This window comes from Paenibacillus ehimensis NBRC 15659, from assembly GCF_004000785.1.
Lineage (GTDB): Bacteria > Bacillota > Bacilli > Paenibacillales > NBRC-103111 > Paenibacillus_G > Paenibacillus_G ehimensis.
The window spans coordinates 163,684-186,907 of the sequence record NZ_BILX01000004.1 but is presented as its reverse complement, the minus strand read 5'-3'; the positions used below and the strand labels follow the sequence as shown (position 1 = coordinate 186,907).

The 23,224-nt window shown below is 59.1% G+C and carries 19 protein-coding genes and 1 pseudogene; 4 read left to right on the top strand and 16 right to left on the bottom strand.

Translation table 11 applies throughout. The annotated features are described in order from the left end of the window. The first annotated feature begins 452 nt into the window (after nucleotides 1-452). Nucleotides 453-2,195, top strand: a complete 1,743-nt coding sequence (locus PEH01S_RS04080; RefSeq protein ID WP_127484038.1) for a sigma-54 interaction domain-containing protein — start codon at nucleotides 453-455, stop codon at nucleotides 2,193-2,195. 76 nt (nucleotides 2,196-2,271) lie between these two features. Here the strand turns inward: PEH01S_RS04080 and PEH01S_RS04075 are convergent, their stop codons facing one another. Genes PEH01S_RS04075 through PEH01S_RS04065 form a run of 3 tightly spaced genes read right to left on the bottom strand, consistent with a single transcriptional unit; the run spans nucleotide 2,272 to nucleotide 5,722 of the window. After that, nucleotides 2,272-2,967, bottom strand: coding sequence for a YggS family pyridoxal phosphate-dependent enzyme (locus PEH01S_RS04075; protein WP_025848779.1), 696 nt, complete (start codon nucleotides 2,965-2,967; stop codon nucleotides 2,272-2,274). A gap of 43 nt (nucleotides 2,968-3,010) precedes the next feature. After that, nucleotides 3,011-4,228: a cysteine desulfurase gene (locus tag PEH01S_RS04070; protein WP_127484037.1), complete on the bottom strand. Its 1,218-nt coding sequence runs from the start codon at nucleotides 4,226-4,228 to the stop codon at nucleotides 3,011-3,013. A gap of 21 nt (nucleotides 4,229-4,249) precedes the next feature. Further along, nucleotides 4,250-5,722 carry an aminotransferase class I/II-fold pyridoxal phosphate-dependent enzyme gene (locus PEH01S_RS04065; RefSeq protein WP_025848782.1) on the bottom strand — a complete coding sequence of 491 codons (1,473 nt, stop codon included), beginning with the start codon at nucleotides 5,720-5,722 and terminating at the stop codon, nucleotides 4,250-4,252. A gap of 243 nt (nucleotides 5,723-5,965) precedes the next feature. On the opposite strand from PEH01S_RS04065, the gene cysK reads away from it, so the two are divergent. Next, a complete protein-coding gene (gene cysK / locus PEH01S_RS04060) occupies nucleotides 5,966-6,904 on the top strand; it encodes a cysteine synthase A (RefSeq protein ID WP_127484036.1) in 939 nt (312 codons plus the stop codon). A 198-nt stretch (nucleotides 6,905-7,102) separates the two neighbouring features. Here the strand turns inward: cysK and PEH01S_RS04055 are convergent, their stop codons facing one another. Beyond that, entirely contained in the window at nucleotides 7,103-7,528 is a 426-nt protein-coding gene (locus tag PEH01S_RS04055; RefSeq protein WP_025848785.1) for a universal stress protein, read from the bottom strand. Between the two features lie 250 nt (nucleotides 7,529-7,778). Here PEH01S_RS04055 and PEH01S_RS04050 point away from each other — a divergent pair, with 250 nt between their 5' ends. After that, entirely contained in the window at nucleotides 7,779-8,735 is a 957-nt protein-coding gene (locus PEH01S_RS04050; protein ID WP_036713537.1) for an MBL fold metallo-hydrolase, read from the top strand. Between the two features lie 13 nt (nucleotides 8,736-8,748). On the opposite strand, the gene PEH01S_RS04045 is transcribed toward PEH01S_RS04050, so the two are convergent. Further along, nucleotides 8,749-9,735, bottom strand: coding sequence for a CgeB family protein (locus PEH01S_RS04045; RefSeq protein ID WP_025848788.1), 987 nt, complete (start codon nucleotides 9,733-9,735; stop codon nucleotides 8,749-8,751). Between the two features lie 195 nt (nucleotides 9,736-9,930). Next, nucleotides 9,931-10,917 (bottom strand): CgeB family protein, encoded by a 987-nt coding sequence (locus PEH01S_RS04040; RefSeq protein ID WP_246062783.1) that lies wholly within the window; start codon nucleotides 10,915-10,917, stop codon nucleotides 9,931-9,933. A gap of 92 nt (nucleotides 10,918-11,009) precedes the next feature. Here PEH01S_RS04040 and PEH01S_RS36100 point away from each other — a divergent pair. After that, nucleotides 11,010-11,396: pseudogene (locus PEH01S_RS36100) on the top strand (polysaccharide deacetylase family protein); the annotation flags it as partial. A gap of 280 nt (nucleotides 11,397-11,676) precedes the next feature. Here PEH01S_RS36100 and PEH01S_RS36285 read toward each other — a convergent pair. The 10 genes from PEH01S_RS36285 to PEH01S_RS03985 form a co-directional block, all read right to left on the bottom strand. Continuing rightward, complete coding sequence (locus PEH01S_RS36285; protein WP_456320085.1) at nucleotides 11,677-12,621, bottom strand: CgeB family protein; 945 nt, start codon at nucleotides 12,619-12,621, stop codon at nucleotides 11,677-11,679. Nucleotides 12,622-12,855: 234 nt separating this feature from the next. Further along, entirely contained in the window at nucleotides 12,856-14,031 is a 1,176-nt protein-coding gene (locus PEH01S_RS04025) for a hypothetical protein (protein ID WP_025848790.1), read from the bottom strand. Between the two features lie 176 nt (nucleotides 14,032-14,207). Next, nucleotides 14,208-15,173 carry an ABC transporter ATP-binding protein gene (locus PEH01S_RS04020; protein WP_127484032.1) on the bottom strand — a complete coding sequence of 322 codons (966 nt, stop codon included), beginning with the start codon at nucleotides 15,171-15,173 and terminating at the stop codon, nucleotides 14,208-14,210. Continuing rightward, nucleotides 15,160-16,182, bottom strand: a complete 1,023-nt coding sequence (locus PEH01S_RS04015) for an ABC transporter ATP-binding protein (protein ID WP_127484031.1) — start codon at nucleotides 16,180-16,182, stop codon at nucleotides 15,160-15,162. Before PEH01S_RS04015 ends, PEH01S_RS04020 begins: the two co-directional genes overlap by 14 nt. Nucleotides 16,183-16,200: 18 nt before the next feature. Then, nucleotides 16,201-17,010: an ABC transporter permease gene (locus tag PEH01S_RS04010; protein ID WP_127484030.1), complete on the bottom strand. Its 810-nt coding sequence runs from the start codon at nucleotides 17,008-17,010 to the stop codon at nucleotides 16,201-16,203. 8 nt (nucleotides 17,011-17,018) lie between these two features. Next, nucleotides 17,019-17,966: an ABC transporter permease gene (locus PEH01S_RS04005; protein WP_127484029.1), complete on the bottom strand. Its 948-nt coding sequence runs from the start codon at nucleotides 17,964-17,966 to the stop codon at nucleotides 17,019-17,021. 15 nt (nucleotides 17,967-17,981) lie between these two features. Then, a complete protein-coding gene (locus PEH01S_RS04000; protein ID WP_246062782.1) occupies nucleotides 17,982-19,556 on the bottom strand; it encodes an ABC transporter substrate-binding protein in 1,575 nt (524 codons plus the stop codon). 57 nt (nucleotides 19,557-19,613) lie between these two features. Then, nucleotides 19,614-20,306 (bottom strand): HAD family hydrolase, encoded by a 693-nt coding sequence (locus tag PEH01S_RS03995; protein WP_127484028.1) that lies wholly within the window; start codon nucleotides 20,304-20,306, stop codon nucleotides 19,614-19,616. 20 nt (nucleotides 20,307-20,326) lie between these two features. Continuing rightward, nucleotides 20,327-22,069 carry a CocE/NonD family hydrolase gene (locus tag PEH01S_RS03990; protein ID WP_246062780.1) on the bottom strand — a complete coding sequence of 581 codons (1,743 nt, stop codon included), beginning with the start codon at nucleotides 22,067-22,069 and terminating at the stop codon, nucleotides 20,327-20,329. Next, nucleotides 22,066-23,064 carry a P1 family peptidase gene (locus PEH01S_RS03985; protein ID WP_127484027.1) on the bottom strand — a complete coding sequence of 333 codons (999 nt, stop codon included), beginning with the start codon at nucleotides 23,062-23,064 and terminating at the stop codon, nucleotides 22,066-22,068. Before PEH01S_RS03985 ends, PEH01S_RS03990 begins: the two co-directional genes overlap by 4 nt. Between the last annotated feature and the right edge of the window lie 160 nt (nucleotides 23,065-23,224).

The window sequence follows — 23,224 nt, the reverse complement described above, 5'->3', positions numbered from 1 at the left end:
TAGGGTACTAAGCATGAATGGATCGTTGATGGCAGTATGTTCAATAGACGGAGTGTAATGCATTACGCGCTTGGAGTTTTATTCTGATGAGTGACGTTCAACTAAATTTGTCGGAACACCGTCCTCTTTCGGACGGCATGAGGAGCTTGAGCCGATGCGTTGAAGATTTGATTAATTTACAAAAACTTGACCTTTTCTTTGTGAAATGACATCGTTCCACAAAATGTTTTATTTCCTCCCCTTTGCAGTGTTAAATTTGTTTACACAGCCGATTATACACAGGCATCGTTATTTTGTACATACTTTTGACAAAAAAAGTTTCACATTTTGTCCTTATGTTCAAAAATGAACATTTTTTACATGGAAAATAATCCAATCGGCGGATGGCCTTCAGTTGTAACCCGTTCTTTTTCATGTTAAATTTAATTATAAAACCCCATGCGAGGCTGCCTATGTTCAATGCTGAACAATTACCTATTCATCGACAAATGCATATGCTTCCTCTTCATTCGACAATTTGCGACATTGCGGCATACCTGCGTCGAGACGCTGCCGTCTGCATCCTGAAGGATAACAGCGCTTACTTGTTTACCTCCGGGGATCTTTGGCTTTTCGAGCAGCGGCAGGATACGACGATCGACGACTTGGCGTGCTGCCCGAATCTGCTGTCTCCCGTTCTCCCTCATTCGGAGGTCGCCGCAGGGAACTACGAAAGCTTCATGCAGCTGCCCACCGCGACCCAGCGGCCCGTCGTCTTCCGGGAAGCCGACGGAACCTTGGTCGGTTACAGCTTTATGGCCGAGCTGCTGACTTTCGTTTATAAAGAGCGTCAGCGGCTCGCTTCCTACTTCTTCACGCTGGCGGAGACGGTAACCGACGCGGTAACGGTCGTCGACCAGAGCGGCACGGTGATTTGCTGGAATACCGTCGCCGAGGAGACGTACGGCATCGACAAAAAAGATATATTGGGCAGGCGCATTGGCGAGCATTTCCAACCGGAGGCGCTCATGGTGCTCCGAATGCTGGACGAAGGCCGGATGATCCGGAATACGTATCACCGTCCGCGTCCCGGCAACCACGTGCTGGTCAACGCTTCTCCCGTTGTGGATGATAGCGGCCATATTATCGGCGGGATCGCCACGGAGCAGGACATCACCCAATTGGTCCGTCTGAACGACGAGCTTTCTTCGACCCATATGGCGCGCTTCGACGAACAGGCAAGCCATGAGGACCCGTTTTCCTTCATCAAGGGCAAAGGCGAACTGATCGGCAATGCGATCCGGCTGGCGAGAAAAGTGGCCGGAGCCGAAAATCCTCTGCTGCTGATCGGGGAAGCCGGGGTAGGCAAGGAACAGCTTGCCCAAGTGATTCATCAAGCCAGTCCGCGGGCCGACAAGCCGTTCATTACGCTGCATTGCGGTTCCATCCCCGCCGGATTGCTGGAAACGGAGCTCTTCGGCTTTCAGGGGGGCGCTTTTTCAGGAAATCAGACCGGCAGCGCCGGAAAATTGGAATTGGCCGATCAAGGCACGCTGTTCCTGAACGAAATCGACCGGCTGCCGCCGGACATTCAAGCGAAGCTGGCGCAATCCATTCAGACGCAAACGGTCGTTCGGACGGGCGGGACCGCCCCTATTCCGGTGCATGCCCGCATCATCGCGGCAACGGATCGGGATTTGCACAAATTGGTCGAAAAACAGCTGTTCCGGTCCGATTTGTATTACGCGCTGAGCGTCATTTCCATCGCCTTGCCTGCGCTTCGCGAGCGAAAGGAAGACATCCCGTCGCTCGTTCAAACGTTCGTCAGACAATTTGCGCTGCAGTATCAAAAGCCGATTCCGCAGCTTGAGCCCGAAGTGATGCTGGCGTTCGCCAATTACGATTGGCCCGGCAACATCAACGAGCTGATGAGCGTCGTGGAACGGTGCCTGATTCTCAGCGAAAACGAACGCATTGCGATGACCAGCCTCCCTGCGCATTTGCAAAAGGAGCAGCCGCATTTGGACAAGACAAGGGCGGAGCAGCCCGATCCGCAATTGCGAATATTGAAAACGCGGAATACCGAAGAAGAGGAAAAATCGCTAATCGAAGACGCCTTGGCCAAGACGCTCGGCAACAAGAGCGCCGCAGCCAAGCTGCTGGGCATTTCCCGGGGAACCCTGTACAACAAGATGAAGGAGCTTCATTTGGGATAACCCGGACGGCGTGAAAAATAGAGCGGCAACTCCACGGGCATGACGATGCTGCCCCCGCAGGGTTGCCGCTTTTGCGTCAGGCCCCGCCTTCCTGCTTGCACAGGACGGAGCCGAGCCTGAGCCATGTAGCGCCTTCTTCAATCGCGACTTCAAAATCGCCGGACATGCCCATCGACAGGTGCTGAACTTCGCAGCCGAACGCCCCCGCTTCGTTCAGCTTGTCGCGGAGCTGCCGCAGTCCGCGGAATACGGGCCGGGCCGCCTCGGCATCCCGGTCCAGCGGAGCCATTGTCATCAAGCCGACCACCTGTACGGCATCCAGCTTGGACACCTGCCGCGCGAACGGAACAAGCTCCTCCGGCGGCAGGCCGTATTTGCTCTCCTCTCCGGATACGTTCACTTGAATGAAGCAGCGGACCGGTTCGCCTAACGCGTCCGCTTTTCGCTGAATTTCCGTCGCCAGCGACATCCGGTCCAACGAATGGATGTACGCGAACTTGCCGACGACGTCCTTCACTTTGTTCGTTTGCAGATGGCCGATAAAGTGCCAGCTGCCCTGTCCTCCCAGCGCCTCCCATTTCGGCTGCGCGTGCTGCCAGCGGTTTTCGCCGATGTGCGCCATCCCGAGCTGCAGCATCTTCGCCGTCAAATCGGCGGAGCCGTATTTCGTGACGGCGATGATCCCGACGTCCTCCCGGCGCCGCCCGGCGCGAAGACACGCAGCTTGAATGCGGCGCTCGACCGCGGCCAAATTAGACGCTATAACGTCCAACGTCTGTCCCTCCTTCCCCCTATGAATTCCTCCGTCCGCACCGCTAATCCGCAAAATACGCCTTGGCCCGGTACAGCGCTTCCGCCAGCCGGTCGACTTCCTCTTCCGTGTTGTAGGCAAAAAAGCTCGCTCTCGTGGTCGCTTGCGTCCCGAGCCGTCTCATCAGCGGCTGGCAGCAATGATGCCCTGCCCGGACGGCCACCCCGTAGGCATCCAGCGCTGTCGCCAAGTCGTGAGGGTGGATGCCGTCCAGGTTAAAGGTCACCATCCCGATACGCCCCTCCGTCGGGCCATAGATGGTCAGGCCTTCGATTCGCTTCATCCGGGCGATAGCATAAGCAGTCAGCTCCAGGTCGTGCTTCTCGATCGCATCCATGCCGATTTGCTCCAGCACATCGATCGCCGCTCCTAGACCGACGGCGCCGGCAATGATCGGCGTGCCCGCTTCGAACTTCCACGGCGCCTCCTTCCACGTCGCTTCCCGCAGGTCGACATGGCCGATCATCTCGCCGCCGAATTCGACCGGCTCCATCGCCTCCAGCAGCGAACGTTTCCCGTACAGCACGCCGATGCCGGTCGGACCGCACATCTTATGCCCGGAGAACGCATAGAAGTCGCAATCCAGCTCCTGCACGTCCACTTTTCCATGGGCAACCGCCTGCGCTCCGTCGACGAGCAACTTCGCCCCGCACCGGTGCGCAATCTCGGCGATCCCCTTGACCGGATTGACGGCGCCGAGCACGTTCGAGATATGGGAGACGGCGACGATTTTCGTCCGGGACGTGACCGTTCTCGCCACGTCCTCGAGCGAGAGAGTGCCGTCCTCCTGCAGCGGAATATAGCTCAAGACGGCTCCTGTCGCTTTGGCCGCCTGCTGCCACGGGATAAGATTCGCGTGATGCTCCATCGGCGTCAGGACGATCTCGTCCCCCTCTCTGCAAATCGTTCTTGCATATCCGGCGGCGACCAGATTAATGCTCGACGTCGTCCCGCGGGTAAAGACGATTTCCGCCTCCGAGGCGGCATTCACAAAACGCGCGACCTTGGCGCGCGCCCCCTCGTACGCCTCGGTCGCCCGCGAGCCGAGGGTGTGCACTCCGCGGTGCACGTTCGCGTTGTCCCATTCGTAGAAGCGCTTGAGCGCTTTGATCACTTGAACCGGCTTCTGCGCCGAAGCCGCGCTGTCCAAATACGTCAGCGGATACCCGTTCACCTGCTGGTTCAATATCGGAAACCATTCGCGCAAGGCCGAAACGTTCATTCGGCTCCCCTCCTTTTCCTTTTAGAAAATCGCGTTCGCTTCGACGATGACCTTGACTTCGCGCAGCGTCAAATCCTCCGGCCCCTTCACCGGAAGACCGACCTCCAGATGGTCGGCAATATAAGCGATGTGCCGCTCGCCAATCACTTCCCCGGGAAGCAGGATCGGGATGCCCGGCGGGTAGACGTAGATCGATTCCGCAATGATCCGGCCGGCCGATTCCAGAAACGGAATCTTCTCCGTGTCCCCGTAGAACGCGTCCCGTGGCGTTAACGAAAGCTGGGGAATATCCGGCAGACGGATATCGCGCTCCTCTGCCTGCCCCCCGCAGCCCCGCCCCCTGGCAAGCTCTTCGAGCGACCGCAGCAGCACGTCAATCGATTCCTCCGTATCCGCCGGGGTAATCAGGCACAAGATGTTGTACAGGTCGCTTAGCTCCACCTCCAGATTGTGCCGGTCCCGAAGCCGGTTCTCCGCTTCGTACCCCGTCATGCCGAGCCCCCGCACATGGATCGTCAGCTTGGTCGGGTCGAAATCGTATGCCGTTTCCGTCCACAAAATCTCATCGCCGAAGCAGAACAGCCCGGGAATCTCGTTAATCCTCCGCCTGGCCTCCTGGGCCAGCCGAATGGTCCGTTCGGCCATCTCCCTCCCGCGCGTGGCGAGATTTTTGCGGGCGGCATCGAGCGACGCGAGCAGGATGTACGAGGTCGACGTCGTGGTCAGCATGCTGAACAGCGTCTGTGCCCGCTTGACCGGGACGAGCCCCTCCCGCACATGCAGCAGGGAGCTCTGCGTCAGCGAGCCGCCCAGCTTGTGCATGCTGGTCGCCGCCATATCGGCTCCCGCCTGCATTGCCGACATGGGCAGCTTGTCGTGAAAATGGAGCAGCGCCCCGTGCGCTTCGTCCACCAGCACGGGAATGCCGTAGCGGTGGGCCGTCTCGACCATGGCCTGCAGATTCGTGCAGACGCCGAAGTAGGTCGGATTGATCACAAGCACCGCTTTGGCGTCCGGATGCATCTCAATCGCTTTTTTCACCGAGCGGACGGACACCCCGTGGTCGATCCCCAGCTTCTTGTCCCGCTCCGGGGACACGAACACCGGCTTCGCCCCGGAAAAAATGATGGCGGACAAAATCGACTTATGCAGATTGCGCGGAACGATGATTTTATCCCCGGGTCCGCAGACGGTCATGATCATGGTCATGATGGCGCCGCTTGTGCCCTGCACGGAAAACAGCGTATAATCCGCCCCGAAGGCGAGCGCTGCCAAACGCTGCGCTTCCCCGATGACGCCCGTCGGCTGGTGCAAATCGTCCAGCGGCGCAATATTGATCAGATCGATGGACAAGGCGTTGTCGCCGATAAACGATTTAAAGCCGCTTTCCATCCCTTCCCCTTTTTTGTGTCCGGGGATATGAAATTGGTGCGGCTGTTTTTGCGCATGCTCCAGCAAGGCGGAAAACAGCGGCGTACGCTGATGATCAGTCATGAAGATTCCCTTTCTTTCTCTCTGGATGGTATACTTACGGAGTCCAGTATAAGCCCGCCTGTTCTATCGTTCAATTCAATTATTCGTATCATAATCATAGATTGAAACTATCATTCAGCCGTCTTGATGCCCGGCAACAGCCTTGCCGTCCGGACTTCGTTTGACCTCGCGATCGTTGTTGCAGTATCATGATATATTGTAATTAAAAGAATAGGGTTAATCGGAATGAATGGAGGCATACGAATGAGCCGTATCGCGAAAAACTTAACGGATCTGATCGGAAATACCCCGTTGCTGGAATTGTCCAATTATCATAAAAAGCAAGAATTAAAAGCGACTCTGCTGGCGAAGCTGGAATTTTTCAACCCGGCCGGGAGCGTCAAAGACCGCATCGGCTACGCCATGATTCTGGACGCGGAAGAGCGGGGACTCATTCGCCCGCAGGAGTCCGTCATCATCGAGCCGACAAGCGGCAATACCGGCATCGCCCTCGCTTCCGTAGCGGCGGCCCGGGGCTATAAGCTGATCCTGACCATGCCGGATACGATGAGCCGGGAACGGATCAATCTGCTGAAGGCGCTCGGCGCGGAGGTCGTGCTGACGCCGGGCGGCGAAGGGATGCCGGGCGCGATCCGCAAAGCGGACGAGCTGGCGGCGGAAATTCCGCATTCGTTCATCCCCCAGCAGTTCAATAACCCGGCCAATCCGGCGATCCACCGGAAGACGACGGCGGAGGAAATATGGGCGGACACGGACGGCAAAGTCGATATTTTTGTCGCGGGCGTCGGGACCGGCGGAACGGTAACGGGCGTCGGCGAAGTGCTGAAGCGCCACAATCCGGCCGTGCGTATCGTCGCGGTGGAGCCGTACGATTCGCCCGTGCTGTCCGGGGGCAAGCCGGGGCCTAACCGCATCCAAGGGCTCGGAGCGGGCTTCGTGCCCGACGTATTCGACCGAGCCGTCGTCGACGAGATCGTCAAGGTGCGCACGGACGACGCTTACCGGACCTCCCGACTGCTGGGGCAGCAGGAAGGTCTGCTGGTCGGCATGTCGTCGGGCGCCGCAGCCTTTGCCGCAACGGAGCTGGCGATCCGCCCCGAAAACGAGGGGAAAACGATCGTCGTATTGCTGCCGGATTCGGGCGAGCGCTACTTGTCGACTGACCTGTATCAGGAAGAATAGCTGTGCGAAGTGAACATGCGCGGTAAGATAAGCAGAAGTGCACGGTGGAATGATGCCGGCAGCGGAGCCGCGCATTCTAAAAAAGACGTACGCGGAACGATCGCCAAGGCGACGGCGGTTCCGGCGCACGTCTTTTTTATTTGGCGGAACGGGGTCCCGCTTTATTTTCTAAACCGCCGGTCATGATGCACTTTGACCCTATTTTATGACAAGGACGGGAATCCGGGCGTGCTGCACGACATGATGGCTCACGCTTCCGAGCACCCATTCATTGAGGCCGGACAAGCCCCGGCTTCCAATCACGATGAGATCCGCCCCGATCTCCCCGGCATAATCCAGCACGGCGTCCGCAGGCTGACCTTGCAGCAAGCTGGCTTTCGCGTTCGGAAGCCCGGCGATTTCCCGGTTCGCTTGGTCGATGAGAGATTGCGTAAGCTGTATGTACTCAGCCTCATAGCTTCGCGGCGGAGATACGACCGCTTCGCCGATGACGACAACCGGATGATGCAGCACATGAACGACCTCAAGCTTGGCGTTCGCCTCGCCCGCCAGCTCTTTCGCTTTGGCCAAGGCTCTCTGGGATAGCTCGGAACCGTCGTAAGCAACCAGTATACTTGTAAACATGGCAACCATCCTTTCGGAATTCGATAGCAGGCAATATACCAAGTATAGCACACCCGACGGACAAATAAGAAAAGCTTGTCCAACCGCCGCCATCGGCATGACGGCACAACCGGCACGCGGAATAAAGGAAAGCCTTCCAATTCCGACTATTCCTAAATGATTTGTGTGGAAAGCGCGGAGTTCTTGCTCTATAATGGATTTACGGCAGGAAGCCAGGCTTGCATTTCACACACAGGAAGGGGCTTTTCGATTGACAGACCTCGTCAGGCACATGCAAGGGCAGGAAAAACTCGTGCCCGATTTTCATGAGCATTTAAAAGTCATTTTACTTGGGACCGGATCGCCGCGGGCGGTCTACGGGGTCGCCAAACCGGGGGTGGCTGTGCTCGCCGGCAGCAAAGTATTTCTCGTCGATTGCGGAGCCGGAACGGTCGGCCAGCTTCTTCTGGCCGGCATCATGCCCCAGCGCATTTCGGACGTTCTGTTCACGCATCACCACAGCGATCACAATTCCGGCTTTTTCGACGTGTTCATCAGCAGCTGGAGAACGCATGTCGTCCCGGGCGCCGTGTACGAGAACCGCACGGTTCCGATGCAGGTGTACGGACCAGTCACGACCCGGGACATTATCGGCAAAATGGAAGCTTCGTTCGCCTTCGACGTCGATCTGCGCATTCATTACAACAAATCCGCCTTGGGCGGTTCGAGAATCGAGTATCACGAATGCAACGAAGGCGTCGTATACGATCGGGACGGGATCCGGATTACGGCCTTTGAGGTCGACCATCGTCCGGTATACCCCGCCGTCGCCTATAAATTCGAATACAACGGGCAAGCGGCCGTCATTTCGGGAGACACCATTCCGGTAGACAATATGGTTCGCTACGCCCAAGGAGCCGACCTGCTCGTTCACGAGGCTTACAACAAGGAATGGCTCGACGCCCTGATTGCCATGTATCCGGAGCAGGCGACAGGTCTGGGCAATCCGGCGAAATACCATACGACGACACTGCAAGCGGCCGAAATCGCCCGTCAGGCGGACGTAAAGCATCTGCTGCTCACCCATCATATTCCGGCTCCGGCCAAAACACCGGAAGCGGAAGCAGCCTACATCCGGGGCATGAGCGGGATTTATGCCGGACCGATTACGGTGGGCCGGGATCTGATGGAGGTGGATTTGGGCAAGTCCGTGCGAAAGCCTGAATAAATGCCGGGGGCTTTTAAGCCCGCTTCAAAATTCCTTGCCTTCTTAGCTCGCGGACCATTTGCAAGGCGCGCTGCTTGTAGGAATGCTTCTTCACGGCCTGCCGCCCGGCTCTGCGAATCCGCTCGCGCTGCACGGGATGGTTTAAATAGTAGCGGACCAACCTCATCGTTTGCCGGGGCGAAGAGGAGACGACCAGATGCTTGCCGGGCTTAAACAACCGTCTGATCTCCGGCGTATCGCTGGTGAGAAGAAAGCCTCCCGAACCGAGAATTTCATACGTGCGCTGCGTCACCTGGGTGCGCTTGTTTTGCAATCCGATATTAATTTTGGCCGAGCTGTAAATTTGATTCGCTTTGGGATAGGGCAAGTAGCCGTGGAGCCAGCGCTTGGGGATATCGGTGCCGAGAAACCGCTTCATGGCCCCCCATCTTCTCCCCCAAAAATCGACGCGAATCTTATGCCGGACCAGAGGGCTGATTAGCCTGCGGAGCGATCGCTTGCGGTAATGCTTCGGATATTTGACCAGATTCCGGGGATAAGCGTTGGCGACAACCGCGATGCTGCACCGGTATTTTTTGCGGGCTTTGACGGGCCGGTGCACCTTGGGGTGATAACCGAAATCCAAGTGTGCGGACCGGATGCCCATCCTGCGGTAATCCTTCACACGGGAGCGGCAAATGGTAAACACAAAATCCGGCTTCACGGCTCGAATATAAGGAAGGGTAAAATATTTCGTATGAGTCGGGTCCTCTGTCGCCCAATAGACATGCGGAATTCCCGAGCTGCCTACGTATTTTCGAATCCACTTCCGGTTGTGCTGTCTGTGCACGGGAGTCCACCCGAGAGAGACAATGAGATGAGGCCGGAAGCGGGCGAGCAGCGTCCGAAGTCTCCCAGGCGTCAGGGGACCGGATAGTTTCACCTGATGTCCCGCGTCGCGGAAACCGTTCGGAAGGCCGTAAATCCACATCGGATGGCTTTCCAGAAATAATACGCGCATAGCCTGCACACCTCTTATAGTCGGAATTGGCAGCGAAACGCTGCCTTGATAAGGTACAGAATGTAAAGCCGTTCCGCTGTAAGCCCCGGGCGATAGCGGGGAAAGCTTCAAGTGTCGTTTTGTTGAAACATTCAAAAAAAGGACGGCCCGTCGCCTTCATCCGAGTAACGGCGAAGCAGGCTGGACTGCGCCGGATCAGCGGTTTCCAATCATGCCGCGCCGCCGCAGCACCCTTAACATAAACCGGGCCCGGTGCGTATAGCTGTGCTTCGCAATCGCCTTTCTGCCCAGACGCCGGATGCGTTCCCGTCCCGCGGCATCCTTCAAGTAACGGCGCACCATCCGGACGGTTTGCGCCGGTGAAGAAGTCACGGCCACCTCGTGCCCCGGCTTCAGCAGCTTTCTGACCCCCGGCGTATTGCAGGTAAGCAAAAATCCTCCCGAGCCCGCAATTTCGTAGGTGCGCTGGGTGACCATGTCACGGTAATTTTGCAGACCGAGAACGATTTTCGCCGAGCTGTATACTTTGCTTGCGTCCCTATACGGCAAATAGCCGTGAATCCACCGACGCGGAATGCGGCGCCCCACATAAGGCTTCATTTTATTCCAGTTCCGTCCGTAAAAATCGACGCGGATCCCGCGCTGCACCAAGGGGCGGATGAGTATCCGGATCGCCTTCCGGCGAAAATGGCCGGGGGCCTTCCGCAGAACCGACGGATAGGCGTTGGCCACGACCGCGATGTCGCACGCATATTTTTTCGAGGGCTTCAGCCTGCGATGTAGACTGGGATGAAACGCAAAATCCAGATGAGCGGCGGCAATTCCCAGCTTGCGGAAGGTCCGGGCTGTTTTGGCGGAAATCGTAAAGACGTAGTCTGGCCGCATTCTTCGGATGAGCGGAAGAGTGAACCTCTTCGTAAAATGAGGATCTTCCGTAGACCAATAAACGAGCGGGATCCGGGCGGCCCTGGCCCATTTCCGCATCCAAATTTGCTTTTTTCCGATATGGTCCGGCCCCCATCCGACGTTGACGATCAGATGCGGACGGAAGGAAGCGAGGATGGCGGGGATGCGGCGCTTCGTCAGAGGCCCGGACATCCGTACGGTATGCCCCAGGTCGCGCAGTCCATCCGGCAAACCTCTGGACCAGATCGTTCCGTTCTCGAAAAAGAGGATTCTCATACTCGGGCTCCTTTCGTTGAGATCCGTCATGACAGGCGCACGGTCAGGCTGTCCCCCGCGTCGAATATAGTATTGGTATAAGGAGGGATTCCGTGACAAGCCGCAACCAAGCGATTTATAAAATCGAGACCAGGCAAAAACGGGTGGCCTTGACGTTCGATATCGGCTGGGGCAGCAAGGTACCGGGTCCGGTGCTCGGTATTTTGCGGAAAAAGAACGTGACGCAGGCTACTTTTTTCCTTTCCGCTCCATGGGTGGCCCGCCACCCCCGCCTTGCCCGCACCATCCGCTCCAGAGGCTACGAGATCGGCTCCCATGGAGACATGCATGTCAACTATACCAAGCATGGGAACCGGTGGATTCATCGGCAAGTGAAAAAGGCGGAGAACGTCATCCGCAGGGCAACCGGGGTGAAGCCCGTTCTGTTCCGGCCGCCCAACGGCGATTTGAATGCCCGCGTCGTCAGCAAGCTGCGAAGTCTCGGATACCTGACGATTCACTGGAGCGTGGATTCGCTGGATTGGAAGAAGCCGGGTGTGGCAGCCATCGTGCGGCGGGTGCTGAACGCCGTGAGGCCGGGCGACATCGTCCTGATGCATGCGAGCGATTCCGCAAGCCAAACGGCGCAGGCCCTGCCCCAAATTATTGACGGCTTGCGGAAAAAAGGCTATCGACTGGCCACCGTCTCGAACCTTCTTGCGGGACGGTCCCGAATCCAGTCCCGCTTCCAATCTGCATTCCCGTCCCGCTCCGGCCGCGCTATAGGATCCCGCGTTTCTTCAACACGCGCAAAATATACCGCGCACGATGTCTGTAGGCGTGGGGAGCGGCAGCGCGCGCCGCGTTGCGGCGTATGCGCTCGCAGGCTTCGGGCAGCCGGGCGTATTTCCGGATCAGGCTTCGCGTCATCTTCTCGGAAGAAGTAACGAGAAGATCGCGACCGGGGCGAAACCATCGGCGTATTTCGGGCGTGTCGTTTGTAACGATAAGCCCTCCCGAAGCAAGAATTTCGTAAGTGCGCTGGGTAAGGCGATCTCCCGCATTTTGCGGACAAATGACGAATTTGGCGGAGCTGTATACCTTGTTCGCTTCGGGATAAGGCAGATAACCTCGAATTGATTTTTTGGGAAGGCGCGTGCGGAAAAAGCCTCGCATCTTGTTCCAATAGCGTCCGTACATTGCAACGCCCAAGCCTTCCGCCAAAAACGGGTTGACCAGCATACGGAGAGATTTGAACCGGAAATGGCGCGGATTTTGCCGGTAAAGCTGTATATAACCGTTGGCCACGAGAACTGCGGTACTCCGGTACTTCTTGACGACAGGAACTCTCTTATGGATGCCGGGATCGTATCCAAAATCCAGATGGGCTGCCGGAATCCGCAGCTTCCGGTATTTTTTCAGCGTAGCCCGGTGAATGGTAAAGACAAAATCGGGTTTTATCCGTCGGACCAAAGGTCTGGAAAACTTCCGGTGGTACCCGGGGTCTTCCGTCGCCCAATAAACAAGAGGAATTCCGGACTTTCGGACAGCCTTGGAAATCCTCAGCTGCTTTTCTGCCGTATCATTGGCCGGCGTCCACCCCATCACTATAATAAGATGGGGGCGAAAACGGGCGATTGTCCGTTTCGTGTTCGCGTCCGGGAAATAGGTTTTGACCTGATGACCAAGCTGCCGGAACCCGTTAGGCAATCCGTGAACCCACATCGGATGATTTTCCAAAAACAAAATCCGCAAACGATGACCCCCTTCAAGAAAAGAACAGTTTCCTATCTATGCTATGTAGCACAAATACCGGGGTCATGGGCGGACGCCCTTTACCGCAAAAAAAACGCAACCCAATTTGAACCATGCAAAAATGCCGGCCTTCTCCTGGAATGAACGGAGACAACCGGCATTTTTCGCGCTTGATTCGACCGTACGCGGACACCGCCGCACGGATCAGCTTTCTTTCAATTTGCGTACTTCCTCGATGCTCGGATAAAAATCCGGGCTCGCGCTCAGCAGCCAATTGCGGTGCTGCTTCGCCGTTTCGTCCTGCTCCGGCTCGCCGTACGGCCACTCTTCCCCGATGCCGACGGCATAATCCTTCATCAGCATGAGCAGCGCGGCGCTCCATTGGCGCGTGCCGCTAATCGTCGGCACTAGCGGGTAGTACTCATCATGGGCGGCGCGAATAAGCGCATGCGACACTTCCTGCAGCAGCGGCGGAACCTCCGCCTCGTCCAGCTTCTCGACGATCTCGGGCGGCAGCTCTACCTCGTCCGTCGAAGCGTACCGCTCGTACACTTCCGGCGTTACGAGCCCCTTCTCCTTGGCCGCCCACAGCTTCACGCGGTCCAGCGCAGGCTTGTAAACGGCCGGAACGGAAATCGTCAGCTCCGGCTTCGGATTGTCCAAGTCGATGACGAACGACTCGTTGAACTTGTACAGCCGCGCATTGCCGCGGACGCCAAGCCAGCGGAGCGCCAGCAGCGCGTGCGTCCGCACCTTCGGCTCGATGGCGACGTTGCGGCAGACGCGGCGCAGCAGCTTTTCGCTTCGCGTGTCGGGCAGCATGCAGAGCAGGCGCACCGCCGAGAGCGCCGAGTCCTTGTCCTCGAGCCACCACTGCAGCTGCTCGTAGATCGTATCGACCGGCGCTTCCAGCAGCCAGTCCAATTGAATCGGACGCGCCGCGTACTCTTCCAGCGTCAGCATGCCGCGGCTGTGCAGCGATTCCGCGCCGTACTTCGCGACCAGATCCTCGTACGCCCGCTCCGCGTCCTCCGCAATTTCCGTGAACGCCAGCTTGTCCTTTTCCGGGATGCCGTTGAATTCCACGACCCGGCGCAGCCATTCGGCCAAAGCGCGCGGATTTTGCTGCCACATCATGAAGACGAAGGTCAGCAGGTCGCGGTCGAAATCCAGCCCCGGCTGCAAGGCGAAGCGGGCGAGCGTCGTGCGGATCTCTTCCTCCCGGCGCATCAAACTTAGCGAAAGAATGAGGCCGTTCCACGCGTTTCCGTTGAATTCGTTTTCTTTTATAGCCCGATAAAAACAAAAGGCGGCCGCTCCGTACGATTCCATCTGGAGATGATGGCGGCCATACCCGGTCAGTTCGTCGTTTCGACTCATGTTCTACCCCCGTGAAATATGGATATCCCCAATATACTGGGAAACGGGCGCAGACTCAAGTTTTTTTGCAACTCAGCCGATCTCGATCGTCTAAAAGCGTGCTCGACGTCGTCCGGATGCCGCCGCTCCTCCCGGTCTCCCAGGCAGCCGCAAACGAACTCCGTCTCCTGTTGCCGCTAAACCAGGTGACAGCTGACCTCATGCCCCGGCTCGGCCGTACGCAGCGAAGGCGTAACCGTCCGGCATCGTTCTTCCGCATGCGGGCAGCGCGTATGAAACGCGCACCCCCGCGGCACCGCCAGCGGACTCGGAAGCTCGCCCTCCAGCACGATCCGCTCCCGATTGCGCCCCCGATGCTCCGGCGGAATCGCCGACAGCAAAGCCTGCGTGTAAGGATGAAGCGGATTCTCGTAAATCCGCTCAACGTCCGACAGTTCGACGATTTTGCCCAAGTACATGACCGCCACCCGGTCGCTCATATAATGCACGACGTGAAGGTCGTGGGAAATGAATAAATAGGTCAGCGCAAGCCGCTGCTGCAAGTCCTTCAGCAAATTCAAAATTTGCGACTGCACGGAGACGTCCAGCGCGGAGACCGGCTCATCCAGAATCAAAAATTCAGGATTCAGCATCAACGCCCGGGCAATGCCCACCCGCTGGCGCTGGCCGCCGCTCAGCTCGTGCGGATAAGCGCGCTCGTACGGCTCGCCGAGCCCGATCGTCCGCAGCATCCCGCGAACCTGCTCCCTTCGCTCCCGACGGCCGCCGATGCCATGAATCCGAAGCGGCTCCTCAAGCAGCGCGGAGACCGGATGCCTCGGGTTCAGCGACGTGTACGGGTCTTGGAACACGTACTGAATCTGCTTGCGCAGCTCCTTCGCCGCGCCGCCTCGAAGCGCCCGGATGTCGGTCCCCTTGAAGCGCATCGCGCCCCCGGTCGGCGCGAGCAGCCGGGCCGCCAGCTGCCCGGTCGTCGACTTTCCGCAGCCGCTCTCGCCGACAAGCCCTAGCGTCTCGCCTCGGCGGATCGACAGCGATACGCCGTCGACGGCGCGCAGCACTTGCCTGCGTCCCCATAAGCCGACCCGGACATAGTGCTTCACGAGCTGCTCGATTTCGACCAAAGGCTCAACCGGCGGCATGGGAAGCCCCTCCTTCCGGCACGGCGAGCAGGCAGCGGACGGCATGCCGGCCGTTCAGCTCCATCAGCCGCGGCGGCTCGGCCAGACAGCGGTCCGCGGCTTGCGGACAGCGGGAATAAAACCGGCAGCCGCCGCCCCGTTCATGGAGCGCGGGAACGGTTCCCGGAATCGAATAGAGCCGCTCTTTTTTCTTCGCCGGCGAAGGGATCGAATTCAGCAGCCCGATCGTGTACGGATGGCGGGGCGCATCGAAAATGTCCTCCACCGTGCCTTCCTCCACGATTTGTCCCGCGTACATGACGGCAATCCGGTCGCACATGTCGGCAATGACGCCGAGATCGTGGGAAACGAGCATAATCGCCGTCCGTTCCTCGGTGCTGATCCGCTTCAGCAGCTCCAAAATTTGCGCTTGAATGGTCACATCGAGCGCCGTCGTCGGCTCGTCGGCGATCAGCAGCTGCGGACGGCACGAGAGCGCCATCGCAATCATGACCCGCTGGCGCATTCCGCCGGAGAGCCGGTGCGGGTATTCGGACAGCAGCGCTTGGGGGCGCGGCAGCCCGACGTTCCGCAGCAGCTCCGCCGCCCGGGCGTTGGCTTCCCGCCGCGTCAGCCCCAGATGCAGCCGCAGCATTTCCGTCAGCTGCTCGCCGACGGTCAAGGCGGGATTGAGCGACGTCATCGGGTCTTGGAACACCATCGCGATTTCTCTGCCTCGAAGACGGCGCGTCTCTTCTTGGCCAAGCCGGTGGACCGGGGCGGATTGATACCAGATTTCCCCTTGCCCGATCCGCATCGCGCGGGGCAGCAGCCCGACAACGGACAAGGACAGCGCGCTTTTCCCGCAGCCTGATTCTCCAACAATTCCTATTACTTCACCCGGATAAATGGCAAGCGAAATGCCGGTGAGCACCGGCAGCGCCGCCTCCTTCCTGCCGGAGGGAGTCAATTCTACATGCAGATCCCGAATGGCAAGCAAGGGCTTCTTCTCTAACGGTGAGTTCGTCATGCGCCATCTCCTTCCTTTCTAGGCCCGGCGGTCCCGCAAATCCCGGATGCCGTCCCCGAGCAGATTGAAGCCGAGCACGGTGACGGTAATCAAAATGCCCGGGGCGAGCGTAAACCACGGGGCCTTGCCGATGTAGCTCTGGGATTCGTTCAGCATGCCTCCCCAGCTCGGGTCCGGCGGTTGTACGCCGAGTCCGAGGTAGCTCAGCGCCGCCTCCACCAGAATCGCCGTGGAGAAGCTGAGCGAGGCCGTCACGATGACGGACGACAGCATATTCGGCACGATGTGGCGGATGATCACGGACGCGTGCCCGGCCCCCATCCCCCGCGCCGCCTTGACGAATTCGGCTTCCTTAAGCTGAAGGAAGCCGCTGCGGATCACGCGGGCGAACGACGGCACGGACAAGAGGCCGATGGCGATCATCGTTTGGAACAAGCTCGGCTTGAAGATCGAAACGAAAATCAGCGCCAGCAAAATGCCCGGAAACGCCATCAAGGCGTCGACGAGGCGCATAAGCAGCTCGTCGGCCCATTGGCCCAAATAGCCGGCGAGCGAGCCGATCAGGAACCCGCCGGCCAGACCGATGGAGACGGATACGGCGCCGACGGCGAAGGCGGTCTGCGTCCCTTCCATTACCCGGCTAAGAATGTCCCGGCCGAATTGATCCGTGCCCAGCAGGTGCTCGGGCCCCGGCGCCTGCAGCCGCCCGGCGATATCCATCTCGTTGACGCCGTAAGGGACGTACGCCAGGCTGACGAGCATAAGCAGCAGCAAGGAAGCGACGAGCGTCACGCCGAGCCATAACGTGATGCGGTTACTTTTGTTCATGGCGGCCTCTACTTTAAGCGAATTTTGGGGTCCAACCAGCGGTAGGACAGATCGACGAGAAAATTGATCGAAATGACGGCAAACGCAATCATTACGACCATGCCTTGGATAAGCGGATAATCGCGGTTGGCGATCGCCGTAACCAAAAGCCGGCCCGCCCCGGGGAGCGTGAATACCTGCTCGATCACCAGGCTGCCCGCGAGAATTTCGCCAAAATTCATGCCGACGACGGTAATCACCGGGATCAGCGCATTTTTCAGCACGTGCTTGTAATGGATCGTAAACTCCGTCAGCCCCTTGCTGTAAGCGGTCCGCACGTAATCGAGGCCGAGCTGCTCCAGCATCGTCGTCCGCAAATACCGCACCACGATGGCGATTTGCGGAATCGCAACGGCCACGGCGGGCAGCAGGAGCGACTTGAACGCAAGCCACGGATTTTCCGACCAAGGGACGAAGCGGCTGACCGATATCCATTTTAACGTCAGACCGAACAGCAGAATGAGAACAATGCCCGACCAGAACGACGGTACGGCCAGCCCGAGCTGCGTCCCGATCGAGACGATCAGGTCCGCCGCTTTCCCCCGCGCCCGCGCCGCCGCGATCCCCAGCGGGATCGAGACGACGACCGTCATCGCAAGCGACATCAGCGCCAGCGACAAAGTGACGGGAATGCGCCCGCCGATCAAGTCCAGCACCGGCGTGGCAAAACGCAGCGACTCTCCGAAGTCGAGCACCGCGACGCCTTTCAGCCATCGCGCAAGCTGCTCGGACAGCGGCAGGTCCGCGCCCAGCTTGGCCTGCAGCGCCTCCACCTGCTCCGGGGTCGCTTCCGTCCCCAGGATCGCCAGCGCCGGATTGCCGGGAACGAGCCGAAAAGCGGAGAACGTCAGCAAAATGACGAATACGACGGTCAAAAGCAGCGTCATGACCCGCCGCGTCACGTATCTGTAGTCCATCGGCGCTCTCTCCTGCTACCGGGTCCAATAAACCGACGACATGTCCTGCACGTACAACGGGTATTGCTTGTAGCCGGACAGCGTCTTCTTGAGCGCGACGTTGAGGTTCGGGTCCATGATGTAGACGGCGGCAGCCTCTTTGGCCAGAATCGTCTGCGCCTGCTTGTACGCTTCCGCCCTTTTGTTCGGATCGAGCTCGGTCAAGCCCTGCTTTAGCGCTTGGTCGAATTCCGGGCTTTTGTAATTGAAGAAATTGTTTTTGGAATCCGATGCGTACTTATTCAAAATGTCGTTCGGATCGAGCTTTCCGTCCAGCCCGATAATCGTCAGATCGTAGTCCCGTCCCTTGTACACGCGGTCCAGCCATACCGCCCATTCGACCGGCTCGATCTTCAGCTTGATGCCGACTTTGCCGAGCTGCTGCGCAATCACCTGCGCCGTATCGACATGGAACTGGTAGTTGGACGGCACGGACAGCGTCGCGGAGAAGCCGTCCTTGTAGCCGGCCTCGGCGAGCAGGCTTTTCGCTTTTTCCGTGCTGTACTTGTACGTATCCTGCAGGCCGTCCAAATAATAGCGGCTCATGATCGGACTCATGTTCGAGCCGAGCTTCGTGCCTTTGCCGAGCGCGACACCCTTGATGATCTCATCCCGGTCGACCGCATAGTTGATCGCCTGCCGTACCCGGATATCGTCGAACGGTTTCCTGGCAATATTGTAGGTCATCAGCTGCACGAGGTTTTGCGGCGCGCTGACGGTTTGAAATTCGGGGCCGAGCCCGTCCAGCTTTTCCGTTCCGATGCGGGGGAAGATGTCCGCTTCGCCCGACTTCAAAGCCGCGAGCGCCGCCTCCTGATCCGGAATGATGCGGAATTCGATCTTATCCAAGGATGGCACGTCTTGGACGTAATAGTTCTTGTTTTTCTCAATAACGAGACGCTGCCCCGGCAAATATTCGACGAATTGGAACGGGCCGGTGCCGACGGGCTTTTTGTTGCTGTCCTGATAGCCCTTCGGAATGACCGACGCCGTCAGCGAGGTCAGGAACGACGCATTGTTTTCCTTAAGCTTGATCACGACCGTCGCCGCATCCGGCGCTTCGATCGACTGCACGCTGGCGAACGCGGGCGAGAGCGGCTTGCCCGTCTCTTGGCCGGCCAGCCGTTCGTAGGAATACTTGACATCCTCCGCCGTCACCGCGTTTCCGTTGTGAAACTTGACGCCCTCCCGCAGCTTGAACGTGTACGTCAGCCCGTCCGGCGCAATCTCGTAGGACTTGGCGATGGCCGGGTAAAGCTCGCCTTTTTCATTCGGCTTCAGCAGGCCTTCGTAGACGTTGAACATCATTTCCGACGTGCCGGCGGCTACCGCCAGATGCGGGTCCAGGTAGTCCGGGTCTTGAGGAACGATGACGACGACGCTGCCTCCGTTTACTTTTTCCCCGGCCCCGGCCGCCTTGGCCGGCTGCGCGGTTTCTCCGCCCGAGCCCGCCGCAGGCTTGCCGCTCCCGCTGCATGCGGCAAGCAGAATCATAATTGCCAGGCCGGTCATGGCCGTAAAATGCTTTCTATTATTTCGCTGACGTTTCATTGTGCATGTCCCCCCGCTCGTTCTTGCCTGATTTTGATGACCGCGACTCCGACCTTTTTACCTGTTCACGATGTCCGGCACCGCCTCGATGGAAGCGATCGTCGGCTCGTGGGCAAGCTCCTCGATCCCGAACCGGCCGAACCGGTTGATCAGCACCGCGTCCATGCCGACCCGGGAGCTGCCGACGACATCGTCGTAATAATTGTCCCCGACGTACAGGCAATCCTCAGGCGAAACGTCCGCCGCCCGCAGAGCGCAGAGGAAAATTTCTTTGCCCGGCTTCTCCGAGCCGACCTCGGATGAGATGACGATGTGGTCGAAGTAGCCGATCAGCCCGTTATCCTCCAGCACGTGCCGTGCGGTCGCGTCCCAATTGCTGATGAGGCCTACGCCGACGGCATGCTTTTTGAGCCGTTCCAGCACCGTGCTTGTATACGGGAACGACAGCCATTTCCGCTGCGACAAGCCCTGAATTTCGCGCATACGCCCGCACTGCCTGTGCAGGTCGAAGTGAAAGCCAAGTCTGTAGTTCACGACACCCAAATACCAGGGAAAAAACGTCTGCGCTTCTTTGCCCAGCGCCCCGGGATATTCCCGCATGAACAGCTTGTCGGTCAAGTGATACGCCCGTTCCACTTCGCTTAACGGAACGTCCGCCCCTTGCTCCTGCACAAACTGCCGGTAGACCTCCTCCCTTTGCTGATAAACGAGCGTATAGCCCAGATCGAACCAAACAAACGATTTGCCCATGCGTTCCTCCCGATGATGGATCAAAGCTCCTCTATGGTATTGACGACCGGCAGCAGCACGTGCGAAGGATGCAGCCGGTCGTGATAAATCGTCTGCGTCGCGGTCGCGAAATCCGCCTCCGTCGCTTCCCCCGGCGGCATAAACCGGTTCGGATGACGGTCGAACGTCGGGAACAGCGAGCTGGTTACGTCCACGCGGATCGCATGACGCTTCTGGAACACGATCGCCGTCGGGCCGAGCGGAATTTCATATCGGACAATTTGCCCCGGCGTTACCGGCTCCGGATGCTCCAGCGAATGGCGGAAGCTGGCTCGCACGATCCCCTCCGCCACGTTGTAGGCCCGGCCGTCCGGATGAACGTCGACCAGCTTCACGACAAAATCGGTGTCCTCCGCCGTCGTCGCCGCATACAGGACGGCCGTTACGTTTCCTTCGATGGCCACCTCTTCCTCAAGCGCCGACGATGTGTAAACCAAGACGTCGTTGCGCACCTCAACGGGCAGCTGGTTTTTCGGCCCCATCGGCGTCAGCTCCGGCACGGCGCCAGATCGCCCCCCCAGCGCGGGCACCGGAATCGACGGATGGTAGACGAACGTGTCCGGATGCTCGGCTTCGGGCGGCTCTGCGCTTAACGCGCCGTCTCCGCTCACCGAGTTGGCCCGGCTCGCGCTGCGCCAATAAAAGGGCGTCCCGGCGGCAGGTTGCGGCGGCCACTGTTGCGACTGCTTCCAGCGGTTGTCGCCCATGACAAAATATTGTACCGGAGCGACGCCGCTCCATTGCGAGGCGTCTTCCTTCAGCCAGCGGGCGAACCATTCGAGCTGCAGCCGGTCGATCCGGTTGGCCGCCTCCGGCCCGAAATCAAGCTCCCCCACGTACCTCGACCACGGCATATGGTACCACGGCTCCACGACCAAGTACTGGTTATCCCGCGCCAGAGCCGTCGCTCCCTGTTCCCGCACGCCGTTAAAGTTTTCAATCGTGCCGTCGACGAACAGATCGTACCAGCCGCCGACATGCAGCGCCGGCACTTCAATTGCGCCGTATCGCTCCCGCAACGAGCGGGCTGTCCAATACGGCCCGCGGACGGGATGCTCCAGCCATTCCCGATAATAAGGCGCCAGCTCCTCCCGGATCGCCGCCGTCCGCTTCAGCGGCAGGGAACGGTACACCCCGTGGATACCGGCCAGATTTTCCGCAAGCTCAGCAGCCCAATCGGTCCGGCCCTGCCGCAAAGCGGTGTCCTGTGCGACGAACAGCACCCACGATTGTATGCTGGCCAAGGCGAACGCGCCGCTGCGGTACGTTTTCCCTTGATACGAGTCGGACCCGATCATTGCAGGCGCGATACAGGTCAAATGCGGAGGCCGGCCGACCGCAGCCAGCCACTGCACGGCGGCAGCGTACGAGAAGCCGTACATCCCGATTTTCGGGATCGCATAGGGCAGCCCCGCCGCCCATTCGATCGTGTCGTACCCGTCTTCCGTCTCCGTCCGGTAAGGCTGAAATTCGCCTTCCGATTCCCACCGCCCGCGGGTATCCTGCACGATCACGACATAGCCGTGCTGCGCGTACCAAGATGGATGCGCATAATTCATCGTCTGTGCGTCGGCCTTATTGTACGGCGTCCGCATCAGCAGCACGGGATGCCGCTCCGATGAATCCGGCCGGTAAATATCGGCATATAACGTTACGCCGTCGCGCATCGGCACGGGAACATTTTTTTCGGTGATGATTTTATCGATCGGTATTCGATTGGTCATGGCTTGCTTCCGTCTCCCTGCCGTACGTTTTTAAGATCGCGGTGCGCCGGCAAGCCGCCTCCGCTCTCCGCCGACCGGACGGCGCGCGCGATCGCTTCCGCCACCACCTGTGCCGACACCGCGCCGACGACGTCGACCGAAGCGTCCACCCCGCCGGTCGAAGCGGCGAATACGGCATCGCCGTCGTACATCGTATGTACCGGATAAATCGTGCGGGCGAATCCGTCGTGCGTCATCTCGGCCACCTTCTTGAGCTCGGCTTTCGTCAAATTCGCGTTGCTCGCGACGACGGCCAGCGTCGTGTTGGTGCCCTTCGGCACCCCGGTGAACGAGAAGGGCTGGCGGATCAGCAGCTCATGGCTGTCCTCCAGAAGGCCATCCGGATTCAGCGGTCCAGCCAACACTTCGCGGGTCGCGGGGTCCCGTACTTCGCCAAGCGCGTTCACGGCGACGACTGCCCCGATCACCAGCCCGCCGGGCAGCCGTACGGAGGCCGAGCCGAGTCCGGACTTCATCGCTTTGGCGAATCCGCCGATCTTCCCGACGGAAGCGCCGCAGCCTGCGCCGACATTGCCCTCCTGTACCGGAGCGTCCGTGGCGCGGCTCGCCGCCGCATAGCCCATCGCCTTGTCGGGCCGGACTTTCGGATCGCCGACGGACAAATCGAACAGCACGGCGGCCGGGACGATCGGCACGATGCCATAGCCGACGTCGGCGCCGATGCCCCGCTCCTCCAAATAGGCGGCTACGCCCGTCGCCGCGTCCAGGCCGAAGCCTGAGCCTCCGCTAAGGCAGACTGCGTGCACGCGGTCCACCAGGCAGGTAGGGTCCAGCAAATCGGTCTCCCGCGTGCCGGGCGCCGAGCCGCGCACATCGATGCTGCACAGCGCGCCTTTCTCCCATACAATGGCCGTGCAGCCCGTCCATGCCCGGGGATCATGCGCATGTCCCACCTTCGTGCCGGGTACATCCACAAGCGAACCCGCCGTTGTCATTCCATCGCCTCCAAGACATCTCGAGAACAAAAAAAGCACAAAAAAAAGATGCAGCTCGCCCTATGGGCGCAAACTACATCTCCGGTGGTCCGGTCGCTTTTTTTAAATTCCAATCGATTTAGTCGGTTATTTTGAAATCCATACTAGCACAGCTGTCAAC